Here is a 25,989-nt window from a genome sequence, read left to right as displayed (position 1 = left end):
CGCGGTCGCGCATGGGGGCATCATCTTCTCTGTTTCTGGTTAGACGACCTGGCCGTCGCGCATGGAGATGATACGATGGGCCTGTTCGCCGATGTTTGGGTCGTGGGTAACGATGACGAAGGTCTGCTGATGTTCGCGGTTGAGCTGGAGCAGCAGATGCATAATGTCGCCAGCGGTTGAGCTATCCAGATTTCCCGTAGGCTCGTCAGCCCAGACCAGGGCGGGATTGTTGACCAGGGCGCGCGCGATGGTGACGCGCTGGCGCTGGCCGCCGGAGAGCTCAGCAGGCCGATGGCGTGCTCGTTCGCTCAGGCCGACGATATCAAGCATCTCCAGCGCGCGTCGCCTGGCTTTCTGGCTGGGAACGCGCGTAACCAGCAGTGGTAACTCCACATTTTCTACGGCTGAGAGTACCGGCAACAGATTAAAGTCCTGAAAAATAAAGCCCATATGCTGCGCGCGATAGGTCGTGCGTTCCCGTTCGCTGAGGTCGCGCAGGTTATCGCCCCGAATATAGATATCGCCCCCATCGATCGTATCCAATCCTGACAGGCAGTTGAGCAGGGTTGTTTTTCCACAGCCGCTGGGCCCCATGATCGCGACCATCTCGCCCTGTGCTATCTCCAGTGACACATCGTTTAAAGCCTTCACCCGCAGCTGCCCACTGTGGTACATTTTTGTGACATGCTGTGCTTTGATAACCATCAATGTTCTCGTCTATGTAATCCTGATTTGCTATTCGTCTGAGCCAGCTGTGCGAGCAGATCAGGTTGGTGGATCACAATATGTTTTCGTCCTAACTGGATGGCGTGCGCATCTTTTAACTCTCGCAGTGCAGTACTAACTGTTTCCCGGTATACGCCCAGGCGATCGGCCAGCTCTTCATGGCTGAAGCCATTGACGGCTAACCCATTGACCTCCCTCTCCTGTTCTGTCGCCAGTTGGAGCAAAAGATCCGCCAGGCGAGCGGTCACACTTTTGAAAGTGGTATTGACCAGCTGGTTCTCAAGACCGGTCAGGCGTTGTCCCATTAGCTGCAGGAGCGCCCCCGCGACCCCGCTATGCTGTTGCAGCAGGTGGTTGAGATCAACTTTATTGAGCAGGTAGAGGGTGGTGGCATTGACCGCTTCAGCGAAGCTGGTAGCGATATTGGGGCTACACAGCGCCTGCTCACCAAAACAGGCGCCCGCTTCTAGCGTATCGGTAATGAGTTTTCTGCCATCAGTAGAAAGATGATAGAGCTGGATGCGTCCACTCTTCACGAAGAAGAGCGTATTGTTAACGTCACCGGGACGATAGAGCATGCGTCCCGGTGAGCAAGGTAACGAAGTAAGGCTCTGTTCAATTGCGTTGAGGTCCTGTGCACTGAAATGTTGAAAAATGGCTACCTGAGCCAGGAATGAGATTTTTTCCTCCGCCTGATCTGGCTGGAGGCGTACCATTCCGGGATGGCTCGTTCGTTTTTCTCGCACGTATATTGTCCTGTATGATAGTGACATCTCTTCTTTTTCATAATGAACACTATCCATTGTAGCATATGCGTATGATAATGCTTAGCCTTCAACACTGGTCAGATAGATCGCCTCTGTACGATTACGGGCGTGCAACTTCTCAAAGATATTTTGCACGTGTTTATGCACTGTAGACTCGGCAATCGATAGCTCCAGGGCGATCTCGCGATTTTTGCGACCCTTGCGCATCAGATCAAGTATCTGCTTTTCACGATCGGTCAAAGGGCGAGGCATAGTGCTGGTCGTATCGCTCAAGCCTGATTCGCCACTGACGGTGATATGGGCGGTACGACGTGGGGTACGATAGGAAATGGAGGAAGAGAGCATGCCGCCGTAGCCAGCGTGCATCTTCCAGGAAGAGCGCAGGTAGGTAAGTATCTGGGTCGCGAGCGCACCGGGAATACAAAGATCATTGCGCGCGGCGCAGTGGATCGCGTGGATCAGTGCATCCGGCTCGATATCCTTGGTAATATAGCCCATGGCCCCTTTTTGGATCGCCTGAAAGAGTAACTGTTCCTGATGAAAGGAGGTAAAAATCACTACTCGTGAGTGGGGAGAACAGGCCAGCACGCGTTCCGTTGCTTCAAATCCAGTGCAATCGGGCATATCGACATCCATCAGCACCACATCAGGCTGTGTCTCAGCTGCCTGCACCTCGGCCTCATGCCCGTTACAGGCCTCGGCGACCACACACATCCCCGGCTCTTTTTCAATCACTTCGCGTACCGCGCGGCGCATCAACGAATGATCATCAACGATAAGAACATTTACCATCTGTTTTCAATCCCTTTCTACATCTGCAACCCCTGAAAATGGTACGAGTGCCACATTACCATTAGCTAGAAATGTGTACTCTCACTTTATACTATACGCCCGAATTCAAGAAGCGGACGGTGTTCACCTATTTTTATGAGAAGAATTTTGCGTGGTAGCCCTCTAGTAGCGTGGATGCGGTGAAAAAGGAGGGGAGGGGCTGGAGTAGGCATACGAGCAAGAAAAAAGACGCAGGAGCAAGATGGTAAGGCATCCGCAATTAAACGTACCCGGTAATAATAAATTGTTCTGCGCATCATCCACCCCCATTTTTTACCCTATTCTCTGAAGAGGCATAAAAATACATAAAAACAAAGTAAGAAGCATTTTTTCACATTATACTCTATTTTTGCCGTTACGAGGAGATGTGGTCAAATTTCTTGCGTCCATAGAAGCTCTGTGCTATACTTCACAGTCGAAGTGGGCGAGGACTGCCCGCCTGCTCAGACACACAATTAAGTACACACGCTCTCTGAAATAGCGCTGACCCTGGGGTCCATAACTTCGACTGATGTTTGGAACAAGCAAATACACCTTAGGGGACCCTGACGCCGTACAGTGAGAGCGGAGGATCAAGGGAGGTCCGTTTTTGGCTAATATCATTTCCATGAAACAGTTGCTGGAAGCTGGTGTGCATTTTGGTCACCAGACTCGCCGTTGGAATCCGAAGATGCAGCAGTTTATCTTCATGGACCGCAACGGCATTCATATCATCGATCTCCAGCAGACGGTGACGCGTCTGAATGACGCCTACAAGTTCGTTGAGCAGCTGGTTGCCGATGGTGGAACCCTGTTGTTTGTTGGCACCAAGAAACAGGCCCAGGAAGCCGTGGCCGAAGAGGCCAAGCGCTGCGGCATGTTCTACGTCAATCAGCGCTGGCTTGGTGGTATGCTGACCAACTTCAAAACCATTCAGTCTCGTATTACCTATCTGCGTAGTCTTGAAGAGCGCCGCGACCGTGGCGACTTTGAGCGCCTGCCCAAAAAAGAGGTCCAGCACATGCAGGATGAGATCGTGCGTCTGGAGCGTATCCTGGGTGGCATCAAAGATATGCGCCGCTTGCCCAACGCTATCTTTATTATCGATACCCGCAAAGAGCGCACCGCAGTAATGGAGGCGCGCCGCCTGGAAATTCCTATCATCGCCCTGGCGGACACCAACTGCGATCCCGATGAGATGGACTATCCCATCCCGGCTAACGACGACGCCATTCGCGCGGTTCGCCTGTTGTGTGCGAAAATCGCCGACGCGGCCGTCGAGGGTCGTCGCGAGCTTGAGGCCCAGCAGAAAGACGTCGAGCCCGGTGAGAGCGAAACACCGGTCGAGGCTGCTACAGAGCCAGCCCCCGTCGTTGCCGCCGAGCCTGAGGTCGCTCCAGCCCCGGCTGCTGCCGAGACACCGGCTGCCGAGGCACCTGCTGAGGCCGAGGCTGCTGCCCCGGCTGCTGAGCCAGAACTGGTTTCCAAAGAGGCTCATTAGTCAAAACCAAACGAATTGTTTCGGTGGGAGAAAAGGGGCATACGCGCCTTTGACTCCCGCCTTTTTGTGTAATATATTCTACCTTTTAACACACGATTTGAGCGTGTGATCACTACATTTTCCATTTGTCAAGCACTCAGAGTCCAAAAAAGATGGACAGCAGTTGTTGTACTGCTATCGAGATCTGAGTATCATACATAAAGATTGAGGAGAAACCAACGTTATGGAATTCGCAGCTACAGACGTCAAAAAGTTGCGTGAAGAGACGGGCGCGACCTTCGCGGATTGCAAAAACGCTCTTGCCGAGGCGAAAAGCTGGGGTGACGCGGTCAAATATCTGGAAGCGCGCCGCGACAAAAAAGCTGAAAAGATGGTTACCGCTGGTCGCGAGACCAAAGAGGGTGGCGTCTTCTCGTATGTGCACCACAACAATCGTGTTGGTGTCTTGATTGAGCTCAACTGTAGCACGGACTTCGTGGCCCGCAGCGAAAGTTTCCGCAATCTGGCCAACGACCTGGCCCTGCAGATTGTGGGCGTTGCTCCCCAGTACGTTAATTATGAAGATGTGCCGGCCGAGGTGATCGAGGCCGCGCGTCAGAAATTCGCCGAAGACCCCTCCATGGCTCGTGTCCCCGAGGCACGCCGCGAAGAGGTCCTCAATGGCAAGCTCAAAAAAGAGTTCGGCACTCAGGTTCTGATGATGCAGCCCTGGGTAAAAGATGAGTCAGTAACGGTTGGTGACCTTGTGCGTAAAGTGATTGCTGAGACCGGAGAGAACATCATTGTCCGCCGCTTTAGCCGCTTTGCTCTGGGTGAGTAGTTTTTCCTGACTACCCTCCTTCGGGCCAGGCCCGGATTGGATATTCCTTCTGTTTCGTCGCAGTGAAGGAGGAGGAATATCCCATGTGGATTGTAATAACAAACGAAGAGGCGTCCCTCACGGTCGCGCACAAGGGAGAACGGTAAAGATGTCAGTTGAGACAAAATATCGGCGTATTCTGCTCAAGTTGAGTGGTGAAGCGCTTGGAGCTCAGGGATCAGGAATTGATGCCGAGACGGTACGGCGAATCGCCGGCGAGGTCAAGCGTGTCCATGAACTGGGTGTAGAGATCGCCATGGTTATTGGAGGCGGAAATATGTGGCGTGGCGCCGATGCTGCCGCGACCGGTATTGATCGCGGTACCGCAGACTATGTAGGTATGCTGGCCACTGTCATGAACTCACTGGTCATGCAGGATGCGATGGAAAAGGTCGGCATCACTACACGGGTTCAGACCGCGATCGAAATGCCTCCGGTGGCCGAACCATTTATCCGTCGTCGCGCGGTACGCCACCTGGAAAAGGGGCGTGTGGTGATCCTGGCGGCTGGTAGTGGCAATCCGTTCTTTACCACCGATACTGCTGCTGCATTGCGTGCTGTCGAATTGAATGCGCAAGTGCTGCTCAAAGCGACCAAAGTGGATGGGATCTATGACGATGACCCGATGCGTAACCCGCAAGCTCGCCGGTTCTCCGACCTGAGCTACATGCAAGCATTAAACATGGGGTTAAAGGTTATGGATAGTACCGCATTATCTTTATGTAAAGATAATAACATGCCGATCATGGTTTTCAATTTGCATCAACCTGGAGCACTGGAAGCCATTATGCATGGAGAAAAGTGTGGTACACTGGTCTCTACTGACGTGAAAGAACCGGTCTAACGGTGGGGCAAAGCCGGTATAAGCCGGGGCAAGCCCGGCACCTACGAGACGGTGATATCGCTTATCACGTTCCGTTTTTGAGGTGCATGTTGTGCCTAGAGACAAAGGGAGTATGCAATGACAGCAGATTTACTTGGGGATGCAGAGCGACGTATGCAAAAGGCGATTGAGGCTTTAAAGCAGGACCTCAATGCTATTCGCGCCGGTCGGGCGAGCGCTGCCTTAATTGATCGCATCACAGTTGACTATTATGGCGCACCAACGCCTATCAATCAGGTGGCTTCTGTCTCTGTTCCAGAGGCTCGTCTCCTGGTGATTCAACCATGGGACAAACAGATGCTGGTTGATATCGAGAAAGCGATTCAAAAATCGGATCTGGGTATTAACCCGAACAATGATGGGCAGGTTATTCGTTTGATCATTCCTCCTATGAGTGAGGAGCGTCGTCGAGACCTGGTAAAGACCTTACATAAAAAATCTGATGAGCACAAGGTCGCTATCCGCAACATTCGCCGTGATGTACAGGATAAGATGCGCGACCGCGAAAAGAAGAAAGAAGTTTCCGAAGACGAGCTGAAGCGTAGCGTCGATAAGCTGCAGAAGCTCACCGATCGCTACATCGATGAGATGGACAAGATTGGGAAATCAAAGGAACTGGAGATCCTGGAGGTCTAACTTTGACCAAGATGCAACAGCTCTTTTCATCCATAAAGGGGAAAGAGAAGAATTTAGCGCAGACGTCCCTTGTCGCATCTGAGCAGCAAAAACAGCCGGTCCGCCACATTGCCATCATCATGGATGGCAATGGGCGCTGGGCCAATAAACGGCATTTGCCGCGTCTGGCAGGACATAAAGCGGGCGTAACCGCACTCCGACGTGTTGTTGAGTGTGCTGCAGACGAAAATATCGAGATGCTCAGTGTGTATGCCTTTTCTACCGAGAACTGGGGACGCCCACAAAGTGAAGTTGACGGCTTGATGCGTCTCTTCTGGGAAACCATTCGCTCGGATTTAGAAAAACTCCACCGTGATGGGGTTCGTTTGCGCCATCTTGGTCGGCTGTACGATCTGTCTCCTGACATTCAGCAGGCGGTGCACGAGTCGATTGAATTGACAAAGGATAATACACGCATTGGACTGAATGTTTGCTTCAATTATGGGGGACGCGCTGAACTGGTGGATGCGATCAGGCAGATTATCGCCGATGGTCGCGACCCTGAGATGATTACTGAAGAATTGATTAGTTCTTATTTATATACCCGCGATCTGCCCGATCCCGACATGGTAATACGTACCGCGGGTGAAATGCGGGTGAGCAATTTCTTGCTCTGGCAATCAGCCTACAGCGAATACTATGCGACCCCGACTCTCTGGCCTGATTTTGGGCACGAAGATTTGATGGCGGCTCTGGAGAGCTTTAACCAGCGCAAGCGTCGCTTCGGTCGCTTAGACGTTCCCTCCAAGTAAGGAACGGTGATAGAATACGTAGAGACCACCAACCAGGAATTTGCTCTACGTATTCTCTTTTTTTGGCATTGTCTGGTGCGACATGCATAATGCCTATGAGCAGGTATATGGGGAATCCTGGTCGAGCAGCGCTCGTATGGACGGAGCGGCCCGAGGTCGATTCTACACAGAGCTACCGCATTGGGAATATGGCATTTTCTGTGTATGTTAGAATAACCTATAGCTTGACTGAGGAGTAATTATTTGCAAGGCACGAGTAAGCAGAATAGTGATGCGGGTGTAACTGAGCCCGAGAAGAAAGCGAATACGTCTGTTGGCCAGCGCCTGTTGACCGCGGCGATCGCGATGCCGGTTGTTCTCCTCTTTGTCTGGTTTGGCGGCTGGTGGGCTTTCGCGGCGTGTCTGGGGGTCGTTGTGCTGGGAACAATTGAGCTGCACACGATGCTCCATAAAGCCGGTTATCATCCGTTGATTGTGATGAGCTATGTGCTGGGTGTGCTTTTTCTGGGTTCCGCCATGTTTCCGCCGCAGCAGCTCCTGATACTGCAGATCGGGCTGGGGTCTTCGATTGTGCTTTCCTTTTGCTGGCTTTTTACGCGTAAGCAACTGGAGGGCACGCTGATTGACTGGGCCCTGACACTGGCCGTTCCTCTGTACCTGGGCTGGTCAATGAGCTATTTCTTACTCCTGCGTGGATACGAGGTCAGCTCTCTGCATCCTATGCAGGGATGGTGGGTGACCCTGCCTCGCGGTGTCTGGTGGCTTTTAATTACGCTGCTAGGCGTCTGGGGTTTTGATGGGGCGGCCTTCTTCTCGGGGCGCTACTTCGGACGCCACAAAATGGCCCCTCATATCAGTCCCGCGAAAACATGGGAGGGTGTTGCTGGTGGTCTGGTGGTCTCGGTGATCGCCAGTCTGCTCTTCACCGTTGCCCCTCTGGGCGTCCCCTGGTATTTTGCTATTGTGCTGGGATTACTGATAGGAACCGCGGCGACCCTGGGGGACCTGGCCGAGTCGTTAATCAAACGCCAGATGCACGTCAAGGATAGCGGCCAGTTTATGCCGGGGCATGGTGGCATGCTCGACCGCATCGATAGCCTGCTCTTCGCCGTCTTTGTCGTCTATATCTTCTCCCTGTTTTTCCGCTAGCCTATTAGTGCGTGTCTTACTATCATGATTACCGCCTGTGGCTTGCCTGTATGTTCTCACCTGCGATGCTCAGCAGCCCATTTTATGATGGTGCAACAGGTGCTCAGCAGCCCATTTTATGATGGTGCAACAGGTGCTCAGCAGCCCATTTTATGATGGTGCAACAGGTGCTCAGCAGCCCATTTTATGATGGTGCAACAGGTGCTCATTCGCGCACCTGTTGCACCATCATAAAAATCCGCGCGGCCGCGTAGCGGCCGCGCGTATGGGGGCTATCACGTCCCTTATGATGACGGAAGTCAAAACATATTTAGCGTTTTGATCAATAGCCAGGATTGATCAAAACAGAACATCCTGGCTCATACATGCTATAATCTGGATGAAAGGCTAAACTGAAACATTACTTACACGGCGTAAGTAAGCAAATATATATCATAGGTTGAGTTTCATGACAACGTTCCCTAAACGAATTGCTTTACTAGGAAGCACGGGATCAATTGGGCGACAGACCCTCGATGTCGTACGGCGCTTTCCCGAACAATTCCGCGTGGTTGCTATGGCTGCACGCAGCAATGTGGACTTGCTGGCTCAGCAAGTGCAGGAGTTCCAGCCCGATCTGGTGACCTGTTACGCTGACTCCCCGGAGGTTGAGGCCAGTGCCCGGCGCCTGTTGCCCCGAGCTCTGCTCGGTGAACAAGGATTGCTGGCGGTGGCCACCCATGCCGATGCCGATATTCTGGTCGCCGCTACCTCCGGCCTGGTGGGCTTGATGCCTACGCTGGCGGCTATTGGAGCTGGAAAGACGATCGCGCTGGCCAATAAAGAGACCCTGGTCATGGCGGGTCACCTTGTAACCCAGGCGGCTCAGCGTGTGGGGGTCTCCATCTACCCTATTGATAGTGAGCATAGTGCTATCTGGCAGTGCCTGAGGGGGGAAGAGCAGAAAAACATTCATCGCCTCCTCTTGACTGCATCTGGCGGACCCTTCCGAAAAACTCCGTTGGAGGACCTGAAAACGGTAACGGTTAAACAGGCACTGGCACATCCCACCTGGAGCATGGGACCCAAGATCACCATTGATAGCGCAACCTTGATGAACAAGGCACTGGAAGTGATTGAGTCTCATTGGCTGTTTGGTGTACCATATGAGAAGATGGAAGTGGTGGTGCATCCAGAAAGTGTCATCCATTCAATGGTTGAGTTTGTTGATGGCTCTATCAAAATGCAGGCCAGCCTGCCAAGCATGCACCTACCAATCATGAATGCCCTGGGCTATCCTGATCGCCTGGCGTCTGCCGAGACAGATTTTATTCGTGAACTGCGCTGGCCCGATGTCGCAGCGTTGCATTTTGAGGAACTGGAGCTTTCGCGCTTCCCCTGTTTCCGACTGGCGGTTGAAGCGGGCAAGCGTGGTGGTACCTATCCCTGTGCCCTGGTGGGTGCGGATGAAGAGGCTGTTGAACTGTTTCTGACCGGCAAAATTGGGTATCTGGAGATCGCCCAGTTAATTGAGGCGGTCCTGGAGCGCCATCAGTCGATTGAGCAGCCGGATGTGGCCGCGACTCTTGAAGCTTGCGCATGGGCACGTCGTACCGTGCGTGAGTTGTGGAAGAAGCGCATCCAGGTTCAGTCATAGTTATGAGGCTGCATGCCGTTGATAGGGGGAAGCATCCGCAGATGGTACACATAGAGATGCGTATTGAGAAAAGGAAAAGGGGATGAGCTGGTATATACTCGCTGTGATTCCGGTGTTGGGATTGCTCGTGTTTGTACACGAGCTAGGACATTTTATTGCGGCAAAGTGGGCTGGCATTCGAGTTGACGAATTCGCGCTGGGCTTTCCTCCTAACGTTGTAAGCTTTCGCAAGCGCGAACGTGGCGGTTGGGATGTGTTGTGGTTTGGGCAAGGGCGTTCGGCGGTGGATACCAGCAATATTCAGAATCCCTTTGGCACTGCCAGCAACGAATCAGCGACTCCGCCTGAGCGTACGCTGTATTCGTTGAACCTCCTGCCTCTTGGCGGCTATGTACGCATGGTGGGTGAGAATGGGGAGGCCGTTGATGAGGATGGGCGCTATGATGAAGGCAGCTTTGCCTCGAAAACGGCGGGTAAGCGCATCATCGTACTCTGTGCCGGCGTCTTTATGAATTTTCTGCTTGGCATTGCGCTGTTTACGATTGCTTATGGTCTGGGTGAGCCAATGCCCACGCCGACGGCGGTGATCGGAACGGTGCAGGCTGGTTCTCCGGCGGCTGCGGCTGGTTTGCAGACTGATGATACGGTGGTGGCTGTGAATGGGAAGGCGGTCAAGGACTTCACCGCCATGTCGACGGCGGTGACGCAGATTATTAATGCCGATAAGGGGAAAAATGACCATATCCCCATTCAATTGACGATTCGCCGGGGTCAACCGGGAACCACACAGCAGGTAACCGTCAACGCGCGTGTCCATCCACCGCAAGGGCAGGGCTATATGGGAGTGGGAGCCAAAGTTATAACCATGCACTATCCTCTCTGGCAAGCCCCCTTTAGAGGTATTGTGCATACTGTCGACTTTATTCATCAATACCTGTCCATTATTGGCAAAATGATTGTTGGCGCGATTCAGCCGCAGTTCTCGGGTCCGGTTGGGATCGCTCAGGTCACGCAGAACGTGGCGGCAGAGACCCCGGTTGTTGGCTGGTGGCCCATACTGAGTCTTACCGCTGCTTTAAGTTTGAATTTAGCAATTTTTAATATTCTCCCCTTCCCCGCTCTGGATGGTGGGCGCGTCTTCTTGATATTGGTAGAGATATTGCGTGGTGGAAAACGCTTGAAACCGGAGCGCGAGGGACTTATTAATCTGGTTGGTTTTGCCTTACTATTAGTTCTTATGATTGTGGTCACCGTGAGTGATCTTATGCATTGGAACGGCTAAACGGAGTTTACTTTCAATTATGCGAAAAAAAACACGACAGATACATGTAGGTAATATCGCAATTGGCGGTGACGCCCCCATTATTGTGCAGTCAATGACCACGACCTATACTCGTGATGTTGAGTCAACGGTGGCCCAGATTCATCGCTTGCAGGATGTGGGCTGCGAACTGGTGCGCGTCGCCGTGCCTGAGATGGAAGACGCTGTGGTTTTGAGCGAGATCAAGAAGCGCATTAATATCCCACTGGTGGCCGACATTCACTATAATCCTGAACTGGCACTGGAAGCGATTCGCCAGGGCATCGATAAGGTTCGCATCAATCCTGGCAACCTGTTACAGGGGCGCAAGTCGATGGAGAAGATTGTGCTGGCTGCGAAAGAACGTGGTGTTGCCATGCGTATTGGCGTGAACTCAGGTTCAATCGATGCGCTGGATAAGGTTGCGCAGATGCAGCGCGTGCAGGTACGCCTGCGCGATGATGGCACCCTTGAGCGCACCGATCCCGCTGAGGCCCGCCGCCAGGAGCGCGAACACCTGGCCGAGCGTATGGTTACTCGCGCGCTGGAGTATATCGGCTGGTGTGAGGAGTTGGATTACCATAACATCGATGTCTCCCTGAAGTCCTCGACGGTACTAACCGCCATTGAGGCCTATCGCCGCTTCTCGCAGCGCTCGGACTATCCACTCCACCTGGGTATTACTGAAGCCGGTACCCTGGTAACGGGAGCTGTAAAATCCTCAGTGGGTATGGGTATCTTGCTGGCTGAAGGCATTGGTGACACGATTCGCGTTAGCTTGAGTGCCGAGCCTGAAGAAGAGATCCCGGTGGCTTTCGAGATCTTACGCTCTCTGGAGCTGCGCAACCGAGGTGTCACCTTTGTCTCCTGCCCCTCCTGTGGCCGTGTCGAGATTGATGTGATCAGCGTCGCCAACGAGGTAGAGAAACGTCTCTCCAAGGTACAGACACCTATCCAGGTGGCGGTCATGGGGTGCGTCGTTAATGGTCCTGGCGAATCGCGTGACGCCGATGTGGGCCTGGCTGGTGGTAAAGGGAAGGGCGTCATCTTCCGCAAAGGCCAGGTGGTCAAAACCGTTCCCGAGGATCAATTCCTGGACGCCGTCTTAAAAGAGGTTGCCAGCTTACTGCCTGAGGCTGAGGCAAAGGTAGTCTACCCTGAGGGTGGCATTAAAGATGTTGCCGGTACCCACCGCACCCGCGATGAAGGGATGAATCTGCCGATTCTGCCACGGGCGTAATCCCTGGATGAACGAGCGCCTACTGCGCTCATCTGTTTTTTGAGGAATAGAGCGACATGAGGGGTCGCTGCATCTGCAGCGACCCCTCATGTCGCTCTATTCCTCAAACTGTTTGCTCGTAGCTCATGTTATGGTGGTACAGAGAGTGGACGGAAGCACCTGTCCCTCATGTCGCGCAACCCCTCAAAAGGGGCACAGGAGTCTATTTTATGGTGGTACAGGGCGTGCGCAGATGCGCACGCCCTGTACCACCATAAACAAATCGGCGCGGCCGCGCGTGTGGGGGCGCATATACGCGCTATGATAATGAGAGTCTTTAGGAAGGTGATATAGTAAAAAAAGCCTTACGTTTGTCAGTGACCCTGGTTGGATAAGAGGGGGAAATAGTACTTTTTGTGGATATACGTAATGTGTAATTCATACAGTTTACCCTGGTGATTTTTTCTAATGTTTGGCTTCAGGATGTATCATAGTGTGTTATCTCGCCGTGATATTTTTCCTTTCTGCTTTTCTTTACAAAAGACATTTATTGTATTACACATTTCTGCAGTATTTTTATATCCAAAGAGCTAGCAAATTCATTTATTATCTCCTATACTTAGAAAGCGACTCTTTCTAATTGACATATTTAGCTCTATGATTTAAATCGGAGGGTATCTTATGATGCAAAGACGTATGGTTGCTCCTCGTATGTTTTATGCAACATTCGCTTTTGCGCTATTACTGGCTCTTCTGGCGACTGGTGCAGCCACGCAGACTGCGGGCGCGTATGCATCGAGTCACGTCAATCCTCTGGCGGTGGTGAATCCCCATCATATCTATGCTGGCATGATTCAGGATAAAACCTTTAAGTGTCAGTCGAACACCGCTGCCGTTCGCTGTTATGGTCCTAAACAGATCCGTAATGCTTATAGCATTCAACCACTATTAGACAAAGGAATTACTGGAAAAGGTCGTACAATCGTTATTTTGGATGCCTATAGTGCTCCCCATATTAAGGATGACCTTCATTCTTTTGATCAGAATTTTGGTTTGAATGATCCTACCCTCAACATTATTCCTGGACAGGGTTCGCTGACTCCATTTGATGGAAGCCCCTTGCAGGAAGGCTGGGCTGGTGAGATTGCGCTGGACGTGGAGTGGTCTCATGCCGTTGCTCCTGACGCAACCATTGACCTGGTTCTGGCCAAGAGCAGCGACGACAATGACCTGGTCGCTTCATTGCAGTACGCGATCGATCACAACCTGGGCGATGTCGTCTCGATGAGCTTTGGTGAGGCTGAGAGCTGCCTGGATGCGGCAACCAACCAGAAATGGCACGATGCCTTCAAAGCTGCCACCAGAAAGAACATCACCCTGTTCGCATCTGCTGGTGACCAGGGCGCGGCGCAGCCTACCTGCGATGGTAACTCCTATATCAAGTCGGCCTCTTCACCCGCTAACGATCCGTTCGTATCCGGTGTCGGTGGTACCCAGCTGGTGGCTGATGCGGTTACCGGTGCTTATCAGAGCGAAGTAGCCTGGAACGAGCCCCAGTTCGGTGCTGCTGGTGGTGGTGGCATAAGCAACGTTTATGCGAAGCCATTCTATCAGTATGGATTGCCAAACCTTCCCGGCAAGGGTCGCGGTGTGCCGGATGTGGCCTATAATGCAGCTATCAATGGTGGTGTCTTAGCTGTTACCTCTGATAGCGGCGCTCCTGCTGGATCGGTCTTCATCTTTGGCGGCACCAGCGCTGGCTCCCCACAGTGGGCTGGCATTATTGCCCTCGCCGATCAGCTTGGCAACAAGAAGGTTGGTCTCATCAACCCTGTACTGTACCTGATCTTTGGTCGCATCAACCCCATCTATTCAGCTACCTTCCATGACATCACGTCGGGCAACAATACCTTCACCTTCGCCGATGCCAACGGCAACCCGGTGACGATCCAGGGATATGATGCCAAAAAAGGCTGGGATGCTGTAACTGGTTGGGGCTCACCTGTAGTCTCCAAGTTTGTGCCATTGCTGGTTCTCTTTACTGGCGGTGTCCATTCCCATGATTTCGATGCCCAGAAAGCGACCATGAGATAAGCCTGTAGCAACCCTGATACCCCTATCTAGGGGTATCAGACCTTTTCAGGTGCCTCTATCAGCAAGAAGAGGCCCTCCTGCTATATTCATAAGCAGGAGGGCCTCTTCTTGCTGGTGGTCGATACAGAACTCGAATCTGTGACCTCCACGATGTCAACGTGGCGCTCTAACCAACTGAGCTAATCGACCATGGGATAAATTTCTGGGATTTGTTGCCAGTAAATCTAAATGGGCGATACAGAACTCGAATCTGTGACCTCCACGATGTCAACGTGGCGCTCTAACCAACTGAGCTAATCGCCCTTAACGCAGACAATAATAGCATCGATCCGATGGATTGTCAAGCGCCTGGTGAGCTGCTTTTTTCAAGGAATGATGGGCTTTGGAAATGCAAAATACTATGCTAAAAGGCATATTAAAAAACTTTATAAATTCCGTAAGTACTAAAAATCAGGCAGAGTGGGTTGATTCTATAGGAATACGATGTTATAATTTTCCGTGTGTCGAGAACATCTATTTATTTATTCTTGACAAAAAAGTCTATTACCGTTGCGTCGAGTATATCAGTCTGCATCTATAAGGGTGCCGCTTTTTTATGTGTGTTGATCCTCAATGATATACCCGGATGCGCATTTTCAGGGGAAGCGATCACAAGACCTTGTACCGTCTCTGCACTCTAGGAAGGTGTGTCCTGTATGCTTTTTTCCGCCCAAGGACGGATGCTGAAGATAAGGCATGGGCTAAGCGGTGACCGTGCTAGCCGTAAGTGGGTAAAGATCGTTGGTCTATTTCTACTTTGCCTGATTATTCTTGTAGAGTTTTCTCCATTTACCATTGCACCATCAGTGAATGCTCAGGCTCACATTCAGAGTAATGCTGATTGCAGTAGTTCTTATTTTTCTCCAGACGGTAACCCTTATATGCTCTGTCCCGGCCCTTATCCATTGGGTGGTAATTGTGTCTGGTGGGCCTGGGAGCAGTGGCATTTGCTGGGCTACGATCTGCCGATGAACTGGGGTAACGCCGCTGATTGGGCCATTAACGCCGCCCGTTCTGGATTCACCGTTGGTACTACACCACGAGTGGGTTCGATCGCTGTTTTCCCTGTGGCGGATGGCGTGTGGGCGTCGAGCGCGGCGGGACACGTTGCCTTCGTTACTTCTGTGAGCGCGGATAAATCGACCTTTGGCGTCACGTATCAAAATTATGGCGATGTCAGATATATGTATGCCGCCAATAATTATAATGTAGATGAGATTAATCAGCCGCAGTACCAGAATGGTCAGCTGCGCTTTATTTATTTTCCCAATAGAGTTGATAGTCAGCTCTTTGCCCGTCTGCCTGGTATAAGCAGCTTCGGAGATCCCATCGCGGCCGCCAACGAGGCGAATGCCGCTGCGACTGCCCCGGCGAGCACCAATCCTTCTATCCCTGTTACCAGTAATGGGATTATTTCTACCAGCAATGTACAGCAGCAGCAACAATCGACCTATACCAGTGATCGTATCGCGCTAGGTCTGTCACCGGCCTCCTCCGATCAGGAGTTCAACGCGGACTTCTCTGGCAACGGCTCCAGCGCATTGCTGCTCTATAATCGGCAGCGAGGGAGTATCCAGATCTATAAGTTGAACCAGCAGCGATTGCCCGCACAGAAAGTGCGGCCGCGTACATACGACGTTTCATCGGATGACGAATTGCTGCACGTGCCGGATGCGGCGCAGCCCCTGGTGGATCTGGGTGACGCGACCACGCCTGCTGGTAGCTGGGGATCGACCCTGGATATCCATGTAGGCAATTTCTCAGGTGGCCGGGCCTCAGAGATCTTGCTCTATGATCGGGTGGCGGGTACCGTCCAGCTTCTGGGCCTGGACACCAATTTTCACATTAAAAAACATATGATCCTCTCCAATATTGGACCAGGCTGGGAGATTTCGGTCGGGCGCTTCAATGGCAAGAGCAGCGGTCTCTTTATGTATAAGCGCTTCTCAAGCACCCTGCCCGTAGCTGATCCGAATAATCCCACCCCTTCAGCCACTAACCCGGTTGATCCGCCTGTCCCGAGTCCAGTCTCGACCCCAACTGGACCAACGGTGCCGTCGAGCCCGGCGACGAAGGCAACCCTGACCGCCAGCGCTACATCAACCGCGACGCCAAAGCCAACCGCGACGGCGTCGCCAAAGCCAACCGCGACGGCGTCGCCAAAGCCAACGGTGACACCAACACCAAAGCCAACGGTGACATCAACACCAACGGCGACAGCAACGCCAAACCCTACAGTGACGCCAACTCCTGTATCGACGCCGACGCCGACGCCAGCCGCTGTAACAACGCCGACGCCGACGGTAGCACCCACGCCGACACCTACGCCAGTTCCAACGGCGGTGCTGACGCCGACACCTACGCCAGTTCCAACGGCGGTGCCCACACCAACACCAACCAAAGCGGCGACACCGGCTGCTACACCGACACCTACGGCCAGCGCCACACCGAGCGCTACTCCTGCTGCGCAGAAGACCGTGCAATACAGCTATGTGATGCCTACCAACATTCTGGCTGATGATCCTCCGGATAAAGGTGGTGAATTAAGCGGCAATCAGCTGGCGGACTGGGAGAAGCAGAATCGTTCGGCCAACGTCGAGCTGATGGATTTTAACCCAGATCTGAGCATCCATCAGCAGCAGAGCTATACTCTATGGCATTCCAGCTGGGAAGTCTATGTCGGCCGCTTCGTGAACGTGCAACAGGATGGTATCTTCCTGTACGATCGCACTATGGGCGAGGGTCGCATCATGGATTTCGACCAGCATCTAGGGGTCCTTGATTATCATGAGCAGCATAATCTAGGTAGTAACTGGGTCGTCTATAGCGGCGACTTCATCAACTCTGGCCGTTCTCAACTGCTCCTGTATGATCCAGGCAGCGGTGACATTCAGACGCTGGCATTTGACGCGCATCTGCAGCTCTCGCAACAGAAGCTCCAATCGCATGTCGGAGCGCACCAGGTTCTGTACGTTGGTCACTTTGGACTCCCGACGTTGAGTGTTATGCTCTATGACGCCCAGAGCGCCCAGAGCACCTTTGTCGCCTTTGATCAGAAGCTCAATATCGCCCATCAATACCTGGTCAAGACCTGGGATCAGCGCTGGCAGATCCTCGTGGGGGCCTTTACCAACCGAACCAATTGCGGCCCGAAAGCGTCATGCGCCACCAACGACACTATTCTGGTGCTCAACCGTCAAAGTGGGCAGCTTGAGCAATATGTGTTCTCGTTTGGGCGAGAATTCACCGTCTACGATAATCGTATCCAAGCCTTCTTACGCGCGGGCGTGCCGGTTCAAGAACACGTGCAATCGGTCGATACAACCGTCTTTAGCATGGTAAACTCGTTGACCACAAACATTCGCAACGAAGAGCTCTATTAAGGGCGGAATCGTGGTACAATAAAGCCACTATGCGACACGTATTTTTGATAGGGCTGTCTGGAAGCGGAAAGAGTACGGTCGGGCGCCTGCTGGCGCAACGGTTGGGACGTCCCTTACTGGATGTCGACGCGCTTATTGAACAGGAGTATGGAGAGCGCATTCCGGCAATTTTTGCCCGGCACGGTGAGGAATATTTTCGCACACTCGAGGCCCGTATGCTGGCTCATGCAGTGCAACAACCAGATGATGCCATCATCGTAACCGGTGGTGGCATTGTTGTACGTCCAGAGAATCGTACGCTCATGACCCTGCATGGTGTGCGCGTCTTTCTGCAAGTTGATCCACGAGAATCCTTGCTTCGCCTGCAGGCGCAACATCTCAGGGAGCAACAACACGGTCAGACGCTGGAGATACGACCTCTTTTATCTGGTACAGATCCTCTCGCCAATCTACAAAGGATGCTGGCGGCTCGTGAAGCCTGGTATCAAGAGGCCGAGCTTACCTGTCTGACCCAGGGGAAATCGGCGGAGCAGGTGGCCGGGGAGATTATAGCTATGCTTGAAGATCTAGATCACACTTCTCAGGAGCAGGTGGCTCCTATTGTGCGTCACGTTCATGTGGGGGCGGGATATGATACCGTGGTTGAGTGGGGCGGATTGCAGCGGCTGGCCTTTTACCTCAAGCAGTTGCAGCTACCACCACGCGTATTTATCATCACCGATAGCAATATCCACGATCTCTATATCCCTTCGTTACAGTCACAATTGACCGCGGCAGGTTTTGAACCGCTTGTCTATACAGTACCTGCAGGCGAGGGGAGCAAATCACAGCAGCAGCTCTCGGCGATCTATGACTGGCTGTTAGAGCAGCATGCTGAGCGCCGCGAAGCGCTGGTCGCGCTCGGCGGTGGCGTAGTTGGCGACCTGGTAGGATACGCGGCCGCCACCTATCTACGCGGCGTGCCTTTAATCCAGATTCCCACCTCGCTGCTCGCCCAGGTCGACTCCGCTATTGGTGGCAAAACCGGCATCAACCATCCTCGCGGCAAAAATCTGATCGGGGCCTTTTATCATCCTCGCCTGGTATTAGCCGACCCGGCTACGCTGCTCTCTCTGCCAGAACGTTCCCGTACAGAGGGATGGGCAGAAATTGTAAAGTATGGTATCATACTCGACGCTGAGCTGTTTGCCTTATTAGAGGCGCATGCGAGCACATTGCGCGATTTCTCCCGATCACCTGTGGCGCTGCTCTGCCAGATCATTGCGCGTTGTATCGATTTGAAGGTAATGATTATAGAAGAAGATGAGCGGGAGCAGGGGCGACGCGCCATTTTGAATTACGGCCATACCTTTGGCCATGCGCTGGAAAATGTTTCAGGCTACGGTGAATGGCTGCATGGCGAAGCCGTCTCTCTGGGTATGGTAGTAGCGGCGAGGCTGGCGCACGAGTCTGGTCTCTTTGGCGAGCAGGATATGCGGCGTCAAAATCAATTGCTGGCGGCCCTGGGACTTCCGACCACCTATCAAGGATCGGTACATGCCCGTGATATTCTGGCGGCCATGCAGCTTGATAAAAAGGTCGTTGGCAAGCGAGTGCGTTGGATTATGCCCAGGCGGATCGGTGAAGTTACCATCACGCCTTTACCCGATGAGCTGGTTGAACGCATTGTTACGGCATTCATGGGAGAAAAGTAGGGAGAGATGCAGAATTTCCTCATCTTAAGCGGGCCGAACCTGAATATGCTGGGTACCCGAGAACCCGAGATTTATGGTACGATGACCCTGAAGCATATTCATGAAGCGGTACGTCAGCGTGCCGCAGCACTGGGTGTCAGCGTCACCTGTTTTCAATCCAATTACGAGGGGGGCCTGATCGATTGTATTCAGCAGCAGCGCGCGCAGGCCGCTGGTATCGTCATTAATCCTGGTGCGTTTACCCATTATTCGATCGCGCTACGCGATGCCATTGCCGATGCCAGGCTGCCAACGATCGAGGTTCACCTGAGCAATGTGTATGCGCGCGAAGAGTTCCGGCATCATTCAGTGATTGCTCCTGTATGTCGTGGACAGATAGCCGGCCTGGGATGGCGGGTCTATGTCATGGCGCTAGAGGCTTTGACGGCACTGGTAAGCGAGTAATAGAAAGAGATGGTTATGAGTCAAGAGAGCGTGCAACAATTTCGGGCGTGGATGGCTGAGCAAGGTCTGGATGCCTTTTATGTCACGCACCCGCAGAACGCTTCTTATTTGAGCGGTTGGCTAAACGATGAGGAGGGATCTGGCTCTGTCATCGTGAGCGCGCAGCAGCAAATCCTGCTAACGAATTTGCTGTACGGCGAGGTTGCCACACGTGAAGCGGTTGGGTGGCATGTCGTGATCCCCCCTGGACGCAACTACACGCAATCGATAGCCTCTCTGGCTCAAGAATATGGCTGGAAGAAGATTGGATTTGAGTCCAGCGTGCTGCGCTACTCCGATTTTGATGCGCTGCGCCAGGTGGGCGAAGGAACATTCAGCCTGCATCCATTTGAAGAGACCATCGTCAATCGCCTGCGCGACGTCAAGCAGCCACATGAGTTGGAACTACTGCGACGGGCGATCGCTATTACCGACGACACGTTCGCGCATCTGTGCCAGTGGATTCAGCCAGGCATGACCGAGAAAGAGGTCTCCTGGGAGATCTCGCGTAAAATGGCGGAGTTGGGAGCCGATGGACCCTCATTTAGCTCAATCGTCGCTTCCGGTCCCAATGGATCTATGCCGCACGCCGTTCCTAGTTCGCGTCAGCTTCAGTCCGGTGAGTTAATTACGATTGACATGGGGGCCCGCTATAAGGGTTATTGTGCCGACATGACCCGCACTCTCTGCCTGGGCGAACCTGCCGAGCCGCGCATGAAAGAGATATATGAGGCCGTCCTGCGCGCGATGAAGACCTGCGAGCAGGGTTTATACGCGGGTATCTCCGGACGTGAAGCCGATGCACTGGCACGCAACGCTCTGGCGGAAGCTGGCCTGGCAGAATATTATATTCACAGTACAGGCCATGGAGTCGGCCTGGAGATTCATGAAAGTCCCTCTCTTTCACAACGTGCCCCCGAAGATGTCAAATTACCAGCCGGTTCGGTCGTCACGGTTGAGCCAGGTGTCTACATTCCCGGGTGGACTGGTACACGTGTTGAAGATTGTGTGTTGATTAAAGAAGATGGTGTTGAAGTATTAACGCAGTCACCTACTGAACTGGTGATTCAGCGCTAAAGGAGATTAGTATTCATGATTTCAACTGGTGATTTGAAAAAAGGCGTCACGATAGAGTTTGAAGGGCAACTGTGTTCCATTTTGGAATGGCAGCACGTCAAAATCGGTCGTGGCGGCGCGATTGTGCGTATGAAGTTGCGTAATTTGCGCTCAGGGGCAACGGTTGACCGCACCTGTGACGCTGGCGATAAATTCAAGCGCGTATACCTGGATCGCTCACATGTGACCTATCAATATCAGGATGGTGATCAATATCATTTTATGGACACCAGCACCTATGACGATATTGTGCTGACCGAGGCGCAGCTAGGCGATGCTAAAAATTATCTAATCGATAACCTGGAGCTCGACATTATTCGTTATGAAGATGAGCCCATTTCGGTAGAGCTCCCTGAGAAACTTGTGCTACGCATTACCTACACCGAGCCCGGCTTCAAAGGTGATACCGCCACTGGTGGCACCAAGCCTGCCACCACTGAGACTGGCCTGGTCGTGCAGGTTCCGCTGTTTCTCTCAACCGATGATTTGATCCGTGTTAATACTACTACCGGCGCCTACGTTGAGCGCGCCTAGCCGCACACTACTGGAAGCAGGAGGGAGCTTGTTTACCCTTCTGCTACTGGCGGGCATTGACGCAACGTCTATCAATGTCCGCTAGCATACATGGAGTCGTTTTATGAACCACAATAATTCTCATGAAGTCGAAACCATCACACGTGAAGGCGCCGCCCCTCGGGTTGGCATCGACCATCTCAAGCGCCTGGTACAGTTACTGGACGCCAGCGACGTCTCAGAAATCGAGGTCAAGCGGCCTGCCGAAGGGATGCAGCTCGTGTTGCGAAAAGCCAGGGCGCAGAGCACGGGTGAGGTAACAACCTACGCCGTTGCCGCCGCCGTGGACGAAAGCGACGAGACCCAATCCGAAAAAGCTACTACAGAGCCCAGGCATACAATCAATGCGCCACTTGTTGGTATCTTCCACTCCTGGGGCAAGCCTAAAGGCAATCCTCTAGTCACGGTTGGAGATCGTGTCAAGCCGGGTCAGCTCGTCGGTACTATTCAATCATTAAACGTGATTAACGAGGTAGAGAGCACGATCGCTGGTAGTATCGCCGAGATTCTGGTTCAGGATGGCCAGGCGGTGGAATATGGGCAGCAATTGTTTCTGATCAATCGCTCGGAGGAGGCATAAGCCGTATGCTCTTTCAAGACTCTCTCGGAGCCCCGTCGGCTATCAGTGTCTCGGCCCTCTCGCTGTATCTAAAAGAGTTGCTGGACACCAACGACATCTTGCAGAATATTTGGGTGCACGGTGAAGTCTCGAATTGTAAAACGTATCCATCCGGACATTGTTATTTTACCTTAAAAGAAGGCGATGCCCAACTGTCCTGTGTCTTCTTCAAGCAGGCACGTCTGCGTACGGCGGCTCCCACTTTGCGTGATGGGATGGCCCTGGCCGTCAACGGGCGTGTTGCGTTCTATGAACGTGACGGCAAGCTGCAGTTTTATGTTGATGCCGTCATGCAACTGGGCGAAGGCGCCCTTTTTCGCCGTTTTGAGCAGATGAAGGCGCGGCTGGAGGCTGAGGGACTGTTTGATAGTGAGCGCAAGCGCCCATTACCACAACAGCCTGATATAATCGGTATCGTCACCTCTCTACAGGCGGCCGCCCTGCGTGATATGCTACGTACCCTACGCAATCGCTATCCTTTAGCGCAGGTTATTCTGGCGCCCGCCCAGGTACAGGGGGCTGATGCTCCCGCCTCGATCGCCACGGCCCTCGATCTGCTCAATGAGCATGGTGAGGCCGATGTTATCATCGTTGGGCGCGGTGGCGGCTCGATTGAAGAACTGTGGGCATTTAATGAAGAGGTTGTCGCGCGCGCAATCGCTCGTTCTCGTATCCCGGTCATCAGTGGTGTCGGTCACGAAACCGATTTTACTATCGCGGATTTTGTGGCGGATTTCCGTGCGTCTACACCAACGGCTGCGGCCATGGCCGCTGTGCCTGATATCGCGGATTGGCAGTTCGAACTGCAGGAGAAGCAGCAACTGCTGACCGAGTTAATTATGGAACACATTGAAGATCGACAGGCACTGCTTGCCCACGCATTGCGTGACCTGCAGCACGTGAGCCCGCAGAGCATTATCGCGCAGCGCCGTCAGCAGATAGATGAATGTACCGAGCGCCTCCAGACCCATATGCAGCATAGTATCTCCCTGCGCGCCGAACGACTGCGGGGGGTAAGCCTGCAATTGCACTCTTTAAGCCCACTCTTAACCATTGCCCGTGGCTATGCGGTGGTACGACAACAGCGCGACGAGGCAGTTGTAACCAGCACCCGGCAGGTGCAGCCGGGTGATATCATTACCATTCAGGTTCAGGATGGACAGATCGCGGCGCAGGTACAGGATTCACTAGAAAAGATTTGATAGGGGATAAGATGGAAACGCTGTCATTTGAAGAAGCTTTCGAACGGCTGGAAGCTGCGATAGCAGCTTTGCAGGAAGGAAAGATGCCACTTGACCAGGCACTGCGGCAGTATCAGGATGGTATGCAACTGGCGCAGTATTGCAATGAGCTCTTACAACAAGCTGAGCTCTCGGTGCAGCAACTGAGCATGGATGAAACTACCGATACGCCCTCTCTTTCACCCCTTGATTTATAGAAAAGGGAAGGGTGGAATATATGTTAAATCATGGCTCTCTACTGGATAATCGGGTGCTGATCGCGGCCTTTCTGGCCTGGGGTATCGCCCAGGTGAGCAAAACTATTCTCGAATTATTCAAGCAACGGAAACTGGCTCTGAGTCGACTGGTCTCCTCTGGTGGTATGCCCAGCTCTCACTCAGCCCTTGTCACGGGTCTGGCCACAGCTGTTGGTCGCGTAATGGGCATCGCATCCGCTGAGTTTGCCATCGCTGTTGTGCTGGCCAGTATCGTGATGTACGACGCCGCCGGCGTCCGCCGTGCTGTTAGCATTCAGGCGCGCATTCTTAACCAGATGATTGAAGAAGCTTTTCAGGGCAGTCCTGTAGCGACCGAGAAACGTCTGCGTGAACTGATTGGCCATACCCCTATTCAAGTCTTCGTGGGTGGATTGTTAGGGATCGCTATCGGTCTGTTATGCACCATCTGAGATTTTGCATAGATAACGGAACATATTATGCAGAGGCGTCTCTATCCCCTTTCAGCGCTGAAAGACATCAGTTCTACTATGCATAAAGATTGACTCTGGCATAGATGTATCCTCTCCTTCTTTGTTATCCTACATCTATCGACATTGGGCAGCTCTCCTCCGAGGTTTCTGGCAGGATCGTATTGGCGCTGTTGGAGCCTGCAGAAAAGTTATGGCTTGTACGAAGAGCCTGGCCGTCACGTACGGAGAATGCCTATTCATGTTAATGCCTCCTACAAGTTGTGACGCATTACCACATTGCTGCATTGCAATTTAAAAGTGTATCGGGTATAGTCTTTGTCAGACGATAAGCTAAGTCTGCATTAATAGTTGTTTTTGTTATTGTAACGTTGTAAAAAGGCATGAAAAGCAAGAAGGGCAGCGGTCTGTTCCGTTGACAACACCACTAATCTGTTCCTGCTTGTAGTGCATTCCTCGCCCATATCACTACCTGACATTATTATTGCATTGTACGCTAATGATAAAGCGATAAGCGATATGCGTGTTAAAAATATCCATGCAAGCGGCGTTTACATGATAGAAAAATAATGGTTCTACCATGATGATCTAAGGACCACTGCTATCTAAAGACCTTACCTGGTTTGTGAATTCTGAATTTGTATATGTGATGACGGATGACGGATGGCGACCACAGCGCTGGGAGGCGACAATGAAATTACTGATTATCGATAGTGATCGTGATCTAGTAGAGATGCTGACAAGCTGGTTAAAGACGCTAGGCTATGAGGTCTATCGTGCTTATACAGCCGAGCGTGCCCAGAACGAATGGCTGGAGCAGCGGCCAGATCTGGTAATTATGGATACCGCTCTAAAAGATGTAGATATGCTGGCCCTGTGCCGCGAACTGCGCACCAAGCATGACGCGTTGATACTGGTAATGACGGATGGGAAAGATGTGCATGATGAGGTGCGTTGTTTGGAGTCGGGAGCTGATGATTATTTGCGGAAACCTTTCTTTCCATCGCAGTTGCTGGCTCGCATTCGAGCGGTTAGCCGTCGGTCACGCGGAACTCTTGAACGCAGGCCCTCATCGCTGATTCATGTTGGTCCTATCTGTGTCGATTCCCTGCACAACGAAGTAACCGTAAACGGCAAGACAAGCCGTCTTACTCCTACTGAAAGTAAAATGCTGCACCTGCTGGCTATCAATGCGAACGATGTCTGTACCGCAAACCAGATTGTCACCCATGTATGGGGATATGATGGTGATGGGGATGTCTGTTTAATCAAGGCGCACATCCGTCATCTACGTCAGAAGGTAGAGCCAGATCCAAGCCATCCGCACTATATTCTCACGGTGCCTGGTGTTGGTTATACCCTGATTCGCCGCTCCGCTGAGGATGAGAACGTTCGTCCACTCCGGGTGGTTTCCAGATAAGCCCTTTTAAGGCCCCTTTACTTTTTACGTCATTGTGCAATGCAGCCCTTTGGTGTATGTATTGCACAATGGCGTAAGCTACCACAGTTATTCCTGAACGAACAATCGAGTAGGTGCGGTCACCAGAGCGGAGACGCTCACGATCACCAGCACGATGAGAGTGAGACCCATTCGAAGAACGTGTCAAACTTTCATGATCATCGCCTGCGGCCTGCATGGGTTTTCGCACCTGCGGTGCTCAAGAGTCCATGGTGTGTTGGTGCAGTGCGTGCGTAGATGCGCACGCACTGCACCAACACACAAAACCAGTGCAGCCGCGTAGCGGACGCGCGTGCAGGGGGCGCGCAAGTGGACCCTGCATGGCG

General features: G+C 52.6%; 22 protein-coding genes, 2 tRNA genes and 1 pseudogene. 20 read left to right on the top strand and 5 right to left on the bottom strand.

What is annotated here, in order from left to right:
• Nucleotides 1-39 precede the first annotated feature (39 nt).
• From KTT_RS05340 to KTT_RS05330, 3 genes are all read right to left on the bottom strand, one after another.
• Nucleotides 40-705 (bottom strand): ABC transporter ATP-binding protein, encoded by a 666-nt coding sequence (locus tag KTT_RS05340; RefSeq protein WP_126594998.1) that lies wholly within the window; start codon nucleotides 703-705, stop codon nucleotides 40-42.
• Nucleotides 705-1,472: a Crp/Fnr family transcriptional regulator gene (locus KTT_RS05335; protein ID WP_160145653.1), complete on the bottom strand. Its 768-nt coding sequence runs from the start codon at nucleotides 1,470-1,472 to the stop codon at nucleotides 705-707. Before KTT_RS05335 ends, KTT_RS05340 begins: the two co-directional genes overlap by 1 nt.
• A gap of 81 nt (nucleotides 1,473-1,553) precedes the next feature.
• Nucleotides 1,554-2,285, bottom strand: a complete 732-nt coding sequence (locus KTT_RS05330) for a response regulator (RefSeq protein WP_126594996.1) — start codon at nucleotides 2,283-2,285, stop codon at nucleotides 1,554-1,556.
• 646 nt (nucleotides 2,286-2,931) lie between these two features.
• Between KTT_RS05330 and rpsB the strand changes: the two are divergent.
• The 10 genes and pseudogenes from rpsB to KTT_RS05280 form a co-directional block, all read left to right on the top strand.
• Nucleotides 2,932-3,633, top strand: a pseudogene (gene rpsB / locus KTT_RS05325) (30S ribosomal protein S2); the annotation flags it as partial.
• A 394-nt stretch (nucleotides 3,634-4,027) separates the two neighbouring features.
• On the top strand, nucleotides 4,028-4,624 hold the full coding sequence (tsf, locus tag KTT_RS05320) for an elongation factor Ts (protein WP_126594995.1): 597 nt from the start codon (nucleotides 4,028-4,030) through the stop codon (nucleotides 4,622-4,624).
• Nucleotides 4,625-4,772: 148 nt separating this feature from the next.
• Nucleotides 4,773-5,507, top strand: a complete 735-nt coding sequence (gene pyrH, locus KTT_RS05315) for a UMP kinase (RefSeq protein ID WP_126594994.1) — start codon at nucleotides 4,773-4,775, stop codon at nucleotides 5,505-5,507.
• Between the two features lie 117 nt (nucleotides 5,508-5,624).
• A complete protein-coding gene (gene frr / locus KTT_RS05310; RefSeq protein ID WP_126594993.1) occupies nucleotides 5,625-6,182 on the top strand; it encodes a ribosome recycling factor in 558 nt (185 codons plus the stop codon).
• Between the two features lie 2 nt (nucleotides 6,183-6,184).
• Nucleotides 6,185-6,973 carry a polyprenyl diphosphate synthase gene (gene uppS, locus KTT_RS05305; RefSeq protein WP_126594992.1) on the top strand — a complete coding sequence of 263 codons (789 nt, stop codon included), beginning with the start codon at nucleotides 6,185-6,187 and terminating at the stop codon, nucleotides 6,971-6,973.
• Nucleotides 6,974-7,216: 243 nt separating this feature from the next.
• On the top strand, nucleotides 7,217-8,122 hold the full coding sequence (locus KTT_RS05300) for a phosphatidate cytidylyltransferase (protein WP_126594991.1): 906 nt from the start codon (nucleotides 7,217-7,219) through the stop codon (nucleotides 8,120-8,122).
• 448 nt (nucleotides 8,123-8,570) lie between these two features.
• Nucleotides 8,571-9,758: a 1-deoxy-D-xylulose-5-phosphate reductoisomerase gene (locus KTT_RS05295; RefSeq protein WP_126594990.1), complete on the top strand. Its 1,188-nt coding sequence runs from the start codon at nucleotides 8,571-8,573 to the stop codon at nucleotides 9,756-9,758.
• An 82-nt stretch (nucleotides 9,759-9,840) separates the two neighbouring features.
• Nucleotides 9,841-11,040 (top strand): M50 family metallopeptidase, encoded by a 1,200-nt coding sequence (locus KTT_RS05290; RefSeq protein ID WP_126594989.1) that lies wholly within the window; start codon nucleotides 9,841-9,843, stop codon nucleotides 11,038-11,040.
• A gap of 19 nt (nucleotides 11,041-11,059) precedes the next feature.
• Nucleotides 11,060-12,298 carry a flavodoxin-dependent (E)-4-hydroxy-3-methylbut-2-enyl-diphosphate synthase gene (gene ispG / locus KTT_RS05285; protein ID WP_126594988.1) on the top strand — a complete coding sequence of 413 codons (1,239 nt, stop codon included), beginning with the start codon at nucleotides 11,060-11,062 and terminating at the stop codon, nucleotides 12,296-12,298.
• A 660-nt stretch (nucleotides 12,299-12,958) separates the two neighbouring features.
• The gene (locus tag KTT_RS05280) at nucleotides 12,959-14,371 is read left to right on the top strand and encodes a S53 family peptidase (RefSeq protein WP_126594987.1); all 1,413 of its coding nucleotides are present in this window, start codon (nucleotides 12,959-12,961) and stop codon (nucleotides 14,369-14,371) included.
• A 112-nt stretch (nucleotides 14,372-14,483) separates the two neighbouring features.
• Here the strand turns inward: KTT_RS05280 and KTT_RS05275 are convergent.
• Nucleotides 14,484-14,560, bottom strand: a tRNA-Val gene (locus KTT_RS05275).
• Nucleotides 14,561-14,600: 40 nt separating this feature from the next.
• Nucleotides 14,601-14,674 (bottom strand) — tRNA-Val (locus tag KTT_RS05270).
• A 617-nt stretch (nucleotides 14,675-15,291) separates the two neighbouring features.
• Between KTT_RS05270 and KTT_RS37370 the strand changes: the two genes are divergently transcribed.
• From KTT_RS37370 to KTT_RS05220, 10 genes are all read left to right on the top strand, one after another.
• Nucleotides 15,292-17,793: a CHAP domain-containing protein gene (locus tag KTT_RS37370; RefSeq protein ID WP_160145652.1), complete on the top strand. Its 2,502-nt coding sequence runs from the start codon at nucleotides 15,292-15,294 to the stop codon at nucleotides 17,791-17,793.
• 29 nt (nucleotides 17,794-17,822) lie between these two features.
• Nucleotides 17,823-19,487, top strand: a complete 1,665-nt coding sequence (aroB, locus tag KTT_RS05260) for a 3-dehydroquinate synthase (RefSeq protein ID WP_126594985.1) — start codon at nucleotides 17,823-17,825, stop codon at nucleotides 19,485-19,487.
• Between the two features lie 6 nt (nucleotides 19,488-19,493).
• Nucleotides 19,494-19,931 (top strand): type II 3-dehydroquinate dehydratase, encoded by a 438-nt coding sequence (aroQ, locus tag KTT_RS05255; RefSeq protein WP_126594984.1) that lies wholly within the window; start codon nucleotides 19,494-19,496, stop codon nucleotides 19,929-19,931.
• A gap of 15 nt (nucleotides 19,932-19,946) precedes the next feature.
• Nucleotides 19,947-21,047 carry a M24 family metallopeptidase gene (locus KTT_RS05250; RefSeq protein WP_160145651.1) on the top strand — a complete coding sequence of 367 codons (1,101 nt, stop codon included), beginning with the start codon at nucleotides 19,947-19,949 and terminating at the stop codon, nucleotides 21,045-21,047.
• Between the two features lie 15 nt (nucleotides 21,048-21,062).
• Nucleotides 21,063-21,620, top strand: a complete 558-nt coding sequence (gene efp / locus KTT_RS05245) for an elongation factor P (RefSeq protein WP_126594982.1) — start codon at nucleotides 21,063-21,065, stop codon at nucleotides 21,618-21,620.
• A gap of 103 nt (nucleotides 21,621-21,723) precedes the next feature.
• Nucleotides 21,724-22,239, top strand: a complete 516-nt coding sequence (locus tag KTT_RS05240; RefSeq protein WP_126594981.1) for an acetyl-CoA carboxylase biotin carboxyl carrier protein — start codon at nucleotides 21,724-21,726, stop codon at nucleotides 22,237-22,239.
• Nucleotides 22,240-22,244: 5 nt separating this feature from the next.
• On the top strand, nucleotides 22,245-23,480 hold the full coding sequence (gene xseA, locus KTT_RS05235; protein ID WP_126594980.1) for an exodeoxyribonuclease VII large subunit: 1,236 nt from the start codon (nucleotides 22,245-22,247) through the stop codon (nucleotides 23,478-23,480).
• An 11-nt stretch (nucleotides 23,481-23,491) separates the two neighbouring features.
• Nucleotides 23,492-23,716: an exodeoxyribonuclease VII small subunit gene (xseB, locus tag KTT_RS05230; protein WP_126594979.1), complete on the top strand. Its 225-nt coding sequence runs from the start codon at nucleotides 23,492-23,494 to the stop codon at nucleotides 23,714-23,716.
• 20 nt (nucleotides 23,717-23,736) lie between these two features.
• Nucleotides 23,737-24,186, top strand: a complete 450-nt coding sequence (locus KTT_RS05225; protein ID WP_126594978.1) for a divergent PAP2 family protein — start codon at nucleotides 23,737-23,739, stop codon at nucleotides 24,184-24,186.
• A gap of 709 nt (nucleotides 24,187-24,895) precedes the next feature.
• A complete protein-coding gene (locus KTT_RS05220) occupies nucleotides 24,896-25,624 on the top strand; it encodes a response regulator transcription factor (protein WP_126594977.1) in 729 nt (242 codons plus the stop codon).
• Nucleotides 25,625-25,989 lie beyond the last annotated feature (365 nt).

It is taken from the genome of Dictyobacter aurantiacus (assembly GCF_003967515.1).
Classification (GTDB): Bacteria; Chloroflexota; Ktedonobacteria; order Ktedonobacterales; family Ktedonobacteraceae; genus Dictyobacter; species Dictyobacter aurantiacus.
Note: the sequence above shows the minus strand (reverse complement) of the source record. Positions and strands in the feature narration are given on the sequence as shown.

Coding starts and splice junctions, on each gene's coding strand:
- KTT_RS05340 (WP_126594998.1), bottom strand. CDS start 705: ATGGTTATCAAAGCACAGCATGTCACAAAAATGTACCACAGTGGGCAG.
- KTT_RS05330 (WP_126594996.1), bottom strand. CDS start 2,285: ATGGTAAATGTTCTTATCGTTGATGATCATTCGTTGATGCGCCGCGCG.
- tsf (WP_126594995.1), top strand. CDS start 4,028: ATGGAATTCGCAGCTACAGACGTCAAAAAGTTGCGTGAAGAGACGGGC.
- pyrH (WP_126594994.1), top strand. CDS start 4,773: ATGTCAGTTGAGACAAAATATCGGCGTATTCTGCTCAAGTTGAGTGGT.
- frr (WP_126594993.1), top strand. CDS start 5,625: ATGACAGCAGATTTACTTGGGGATGCAGAGCGACGTATGCAAAAGGCG.
- KTT_RS05295 (WP_126594990.1), top strand. CDS start 8,571: ATGACAACGTTCCCTAAACGAATTGCTTTACTAGGAAGCACGGGATCA.
- KTT_RS05290 (WP_126594989.1), top strand. CDS start 9,841: ATGAGCTGGTATATACTCGCTGTGATTCCGGTGTTGGGATTGCTCGTG.
- ispG (WP_126594988.1), top strand. CDS start 11,060: ATGCGAAAAAAAACACGACAGATACATGTAGGTAATATCGCAATTGGC.
- KTT_RS05280 (WP_126594987.1), top strand. CDS start 12,959: ATGATGCAAAGACGTATGGTTGCTCCTCGTATGTTTTATGCAACATTC.
- KTT_RS37370 (WP_160145652.1), top strand. CDS start 15,292: ATGCTCTGTCCCGGCCCTTATCCATTGGGTGGTAATTGTGTCTGGTGG.
- aroB (WP_126594985.1), top strand. CDS start 17,823: ATGCGACACGTATTTTTGATAGGGCTGTCTGGAAGCGGAAAGAGTACG.
- aroQ (WP_126594984.1), top strand. CDS start 19,494: ATGCAGAATTTCCTCATCTTAAGCGGGCCGAACCTGAATATGCTGGGT.
- KTT_RS05250 (WP_160145651.1), top strand. CDS start 19,947: ATGAGTCAAGAGAGCGTGCAACAATTTCGGGCGTGGATGGCTGAGCAA.
- efp (WP_126594982.1), top strand. CDS start 21,063: ATGATTTCAACTGGTGATTTGAAAAAAGGCGTCACGATAGAGTTTGAA.
- KTT_RS05240 (WP_126594981.1), top strand. CDS start 21,724: ATGAACCACAATAATTCTCATGAAGTCGAAACCATCACACGTGAAGGC.
- xseA (WP_126594980.1), top strand. CDS start 22,245: ATGCTCTTTCAAGACTCTCTCGGAGCCCCGTCGGCTATCAGTGTCTCG.
- xseB (WP_126594979.1), top strand. CDS start 23,492: ATGGAAACGCTGTCATTTGAAGAAGCTTTCGAACGGCTGGAAGCTGCG.
- KTT_RS05225 (WP_126594978.1), top strand. CDS start 23,737: ATGTTAAATCATGGCTCTCTACTGGATAATCGGGTGCTGATCGCGGCC.
- KTT_RS05220 (WP_126594977.1), top strand. CDS start 24,896: ATGAAATTACTGATTATCGATAGTGATCGTGATCTAGTAGAGATGCTG.